Genomic DNA, 4,600 nt, shown 5'->3' on the forward strand with positions numbered 1-4,600 from the left:
GCTTCGCGAAGAAGGCGTCGGGAACCCCGCTTGGGAGGTCCCGCGTCGACAGCATCGCCATCCCGACCACGCGTGCGACCTTCCTCCAATCGTCGGAGACTTGCGAAAGAAGTGCCGTATCGACAAGCGCAAGTTCAGCTTGAGACAGCTTTGCAACCCGTGCGCCCTCTGCGGGCGAAAGCTCAGTGTTGTAAATTTCTTCGTTCACGGAGCTACCTGCAATGTCGTAGAAGCCCTCGGAGTCAAATCGGCAGCACCATTTGACGTGAGACCAAGTGCCCGTTGAGTTGGCCTCAACGACTCCGCGAGCAAACAGCACTTCGTGCGTGCCGTCGTCATAGAGGTTATCTTCTTGAACCTCAATAGGGAGACCTTCAACGAGTAGGACGGACGAGCCGTTGATGTCCTTCCGGAAATCAGTCTGCGACAGCATGACGAGATCGCGCTCAAGCAATTCGTTGAAATCGACTGAAAAACGAGATGTCATATCGAATGTCCGGTTCTGGCCGCATTGTGCCGATGGAGATGGACCACGACTTCATTTCAGCAAGCGGTCGGCAACGAAGCCACCGCCACAAGCGCGACAGTAGAACCCGTGCACAAACTACTCTAGCGGGGTCTTCTGCAGTTCTTCCTGTTTGCACTCGTCGGTGGCCACCTGGTCACGTCGCCGATAGCCCGCTCGCTCCTCCGTAAACAGAATGCTCGGGCTTGCCTTTCCGATGAGAAGAAGCTTTTCCACGACCCGTGCGTCACTATGGCACCGAGGGCAGACCTCCTCCGACTGATGCGAAGTAGACATAGAGTTCCTCTATTGACTGATGACGGCGAGAGACCGCTACTGGCCGCGTCCCGACCTATTCGCTTGGCGACCAGTTTAGGGGCTCATCATCAACGTCAGTTGTGATCTGAGCGCCGAGTGTCTTTGAAATCAAGGCGATCCGTAGCCGAAGCTCATTGTCCGGACTCGCAAATCCGGGCTGATACTCCATGACCAACTTGCCTTGAGCAAAGCGGAGAAACGGATGCCATTGCATTCCGCTTTGCATCTCTGAGTCTGCATCCCCAACCGGAAGAAGAACCTGTTCACCGGTCTTAGGGTTGATGGCGGCATACGGCTCGGCGCGAAGCCGCAGGTCCGGCTCGTCGGCGACGAGCTTCCTCCATTCCTCCAAGGAAATGGCATTGGCGCGGCCGGGCCGCTCGACAAATAGGCTGACTCCCAAGATTCCTCCTCGTTAGCCGCATCCAGCGGGTGTCCGCTTTGGACACGATTGTGCTGTGCCGTTGAATGATCGCAATTGGCCGAGTCGAGCCTATGGAGCTAGTGCGTCAAGCTCATCCCAGATTGGTGCGAGTCCCAAGCTTCGCAGATGGGTACCGAGGTCCACGAAGGGCTTCGTACCAATCTCGGAATCGACGAACCAAGTAGCCTCGCACTCCACGCAAACGAACAGCCCAGCGCCGCTGCTTCCTATTGCCATTGCGGCAATCTCGCCTTGTTCACATCTTGGGCAAAGCATAGGGGCAGTTGTGGGGGGCAGGTGGGCCGTTTAATGTCCGCTATCGCGCGAAGTCTAAAGGACCTACGATCGTCGGCTTCTGGCCGACTGTAGCTGGACAGGTCGCTTGTGCAAAGGGCCCGAAGCGGGAGTACCGAAGCCCCAAAAGCAGACGTGCAGCCGGACCACTAAATCAGCTTATTCATTTGATCTTTTATGCAGGGACCATGGTTTCGCCCTGGCACGTTGGGCACTCCTCGAATGCCGCAACCCAACGTCCATCCACCTCTCGCTCCATGCAAATGGAACCCCGGCCGCTGCAGTTTGGGCAGACCTGAAAGCCGAACTGCGGCGTATTGTCGCCGCGGCGAACAGCTGCGCTGAAGAGCCGACGGCGGATAGCCTCTTTCCTATCAGGCAGGCTCAATGAGTGCTCCTGGCGCTAAACAGCGTGGTAATGCGCTTGCGGCCGCATTGTGCAGCTGCGTGGGCACCGCGGGAAGTACTTCGCTCTTGGGTTGACCGAACGCCTGCTAGAGCAAGCCTGGCCGACGCAAGAATGGCTTCCAGGGAGACGCATCAATTGCCGCACGAGCCGCCGACACCCCACCGAGCCTGTAAGCTTTGGCAATTGATTCCGCTGATGAACGGAGCAGAAACAGTTCTTCTTGTTGCGACCCAGGTCGGAGAAGTACGCGTTGTGCGGGAATGTGTTCAACGACTGCTCGTAACTCGCGAAGGCATTCTTGAGCTTCACATAAGAATCAATGGGCGACTTGTCGATCTCGCATATCGCCAAGTCAACCAACCACCAGTTGTGCGGCGCACGTTCACGCGCGTCCCAAAGGTATTTTCGGTACTCCTTTTTAGGCTTGAGTGAACAAAGAAACGCCGCATAAACGACTCCCCTCCACGTCCAATGAGTCGAAAGGTCTGCCACCAAGTGCTCATCCAATGACGCTGCAGCTCTGGCGCACAAATAGAGGGGTTCGAGCGGCACGTATCTCACACGGGGATAGTCACGCAGGATGGGAGCGAGTTCTTTTGCGTCCGAGCAGAGCGCAGACCAATAGCGCAACGCGCCACTTGATTCCATGAATCGCGCGTAAGGGATGTTCAGTTGAAGCGCCTCAACATCTGACTCAAGATAGAAAGGAATTGAGGTCATTTGTTGAATGTCCGGTACTGGCCGACTACCGCCGCTCGATTGTCTTAGCACTCTGAGACAGCGAGCTCACGGCGCTTTGTTTAAAAGGAAGAACTCAGAAAGACGCAACAGCAGCGCGTTGGCTTCCTCAAGCTCGCCAGAGAAGTCTGCAACTATTCGGACTTCACCCCACTTGCTCACAGCGTAAGCCGCTGAAGAGGCCAGTGACATATGGGGAGGAAACGTCAGGGTGCGCCGTCTGAAGAAGATCCAGCAGCCCTCGCCCTCTACAAATTCGGAGTCGAGAATTTCCGACTCCTGCATGCCGAGCATTTCTTGGGCCTGCTGCCTAGCCAGTGCTCGTGCGTCGGAAAGATTGATCATTTTCAAATGCATTGGGGGGCGGACGCTTGTGTGCCTGAAGCTGCCCGATTCTCGTCGCGCAGACTGTCAGTGCGCACACGCTCCTGACGATGCTGCTGTGGGCCAGCGACGAACGTCCGGACTTGGCCGTGCTCTGCTTAATCGTCAGCGAGACTGTTCTGCACCGATACTTCTTCAACCTCGAAGCTCAGCTTGTCGTCGAAATGAACATAAGCGATGATAGTGTCCCAGAACTCGTCAAGCAGCGCCTGTCCATTACTATCGAAGTCATTCAGCGCAGATAGGCGCAGCACACCATCCTTTGCTTCGCACCTTACATCTTTCTGCCAAGGGCGCTCGGCGAACTCCGAAAGCATGTCAGGCACCGCATCAACGAGCTGAGCTTCCGTTAATCCCATGCAGATTACGGTGACACGATATAAAGGCATCTTCAAAGTCCGCTTCTGGCCGACTGAAGCAGGACGCGGCGCTCTTCAATAGGCGCCGCCCCTGGGCACACAGCCATCCGTGTCGTGCAGCTTGCCTTCAGTGAGGACGTTTTCCATCTTGCAGACCTCGTTGAAGCTCCAGATATCAAAGGCGTCACCCGGAATCGCATGCTGCTCCAAGTGGGCCTCGAATTCCTCGATGTCCTCGAAGGAGATGACACGTGGCGAACTGGCTCCTCGATAGAACCAATGCTGAACAATGACGGGACCTCTGGCCAACGCATTCTTTATCTTCGCGAGGCTTGTCTCAGACAGAATCTTGGCTCCTTCTTCAGTCCAGTCGTCTGGCGCGTGGCGATCGGGAATTCGTTTCATAGGATATTTGTGCGAAGTGATTTTTCTCGACTACGCTAAGAGTAGCCCGCGTTGAGAAGGCGCATGCGGCCGACATTGGCCGGTCGCCTAGCGGTCTCGATGCAAGCATCTCAGATGTTGGCTTCAGCGGTAGTCAGAAAGACGGGTTGGATTGCCGGCCTTGATAACTCTGCCTCTGAATCTTACGTGCCAATCCGGGCCCCACGTTTTGTGTGCGTGTATGTGGAGACCGCCCTCCACGGGGGCCACGTCGAGAGGCAGCAGGTTGCCAGTGGGTAGCGCAAGCAGTTCCACCTCATCGCCAGGCTCAAGGATTACCTCTTCAGGGAGCATCTCAAGATACAGCGTCATAGCGAAAACGGTTTCGTTCTTGAATCTGCCAACCACTGGGTAATTTTCTGGCGTCATGGCGAATGTCTGGTTCTGGCCGAATGTAGCTGGACAGGTCGCCTGCGCAAAGGGCCCGAGGACTAAACCGCTCGCGCGGTAGCCCGCCGCAATGGCCGCGGTGCGGATAGGCATTGCGCCCCTGTCTATGTTGAGAACCGAGGCAATCGGCCTCGTTCTTCGACAGGAGCACGATCATGACCCCTTCCACACCGGCGGTTTCACCACTGCGCCAGCGCTTGCTCGACGACATGCGCATGCGCAAGCTCGGCCCCAAGACGCAATCTGCCTACATCCGTGCCGTGCGCTACCTCGCGAGCTTCCTTCAGCGCTCCCCCGACACAGCCACCGAGGAGGATCTGCGGCGTTTCCAGCTG

7 protein-coding genes are annotated in these 4,600 nt (G+C 56.6%); 1 reads left to right on the top strand and 6 read right to left on the bottom strand.

Annotated elements, in window-relative coordinates; genetic code table 11:
• From G369_RS37305 to G369_RS38990, 6 genes are all read right to left on the bottom strand, one after another.
• On the bottom strand, positions 1-487 hold a 487-nt coding region (locus G369_RS37305; protein WP_208604431.1), incomplete at its 3' end, for a hypothetical protein.
• Between the two features lie 370 nt (positions 488-857).
• Complete coding sequence (locus G369_RS0135145; protein ID WP_019658744.1) at positions 858-1,226, bottom strand: hypothetical protein; 369 nt, start codon at positions 1,224-1,226, stop codon at positions 858-860.
• A gap of 1,510 nt (positions 1,227-2,736) precedes the next feature.
• Positions 2,737-3,033, bottom strand: a complete 297-nt coding sequence (locus tag G369_RS0135150) for a hypothetical protein (RefSeq protein WP_020723479.1) — start codon at positions 3,031-3,033, stop codon at positions 2,737-2,739.
• 137 nt (positions 3,034-3,170) lie between these two features.
• Positions 3,171-3,467, bottom strand: coding sequence for a hypothetical protein (locus G369_RS0135155; RefSeq protein WP_157773891.1), 297 nt, complete (start codon positions 3,465-3,467; stop codon positions 3,171-3,173).
• A 39-nt stretch (positions 3,468-3,506) separates the two neighbouring features.
• Positions 3,507-3,836 (bottom strand): hypothetical protein, encoded by a 330-nt coding sequence (locus G369_RS0135160; RefSeq protein ID WP_019658747.1) that lies wholly within the window; start codon positions 3,834-3,836, stop codon positions 3,507-3,509.
• A 123-nt stretch (positions 3,837-3,959) separates the two neighbouring features.
• Positions 3,960-4,244 carry a hypothetical protein gene (locus tag G369_RS38990; RefSeq protein WP_157773892.1) on the bottom strand — a complete coding sequence of 95 codons (285 nt, stop codon included), beginning with the start codon at positions 4,242-4,244 and terminating at the stop codon, positions 3,960-3,962.
• A gap of 176 nt (positions 4,245-4,420) precedes the next feature.
• Between G369_RS38990 and G369_RS36945 the strand changes: the two genes are divergently transcribed.
• Positions 4,421-4,600: phage integrase N-terminal SAM-like domain-containing protein (locus G369_RS36945; RefSeq protein WP_038117012.1), on the top strand; the 180-nt coding region annotated here is incomplete at its 3' end.

Source organism: Variovorax atrisoli 110B, from assembly GCF_000382045.1.
GTDB classification, from domain to species: domain Bacteria; phylum Pseudomonadota; class Gammaproteobacteria; order Burkholderiales; family Burkholderiaceae_C; genus Variovorax; species Variovorax atrisoli.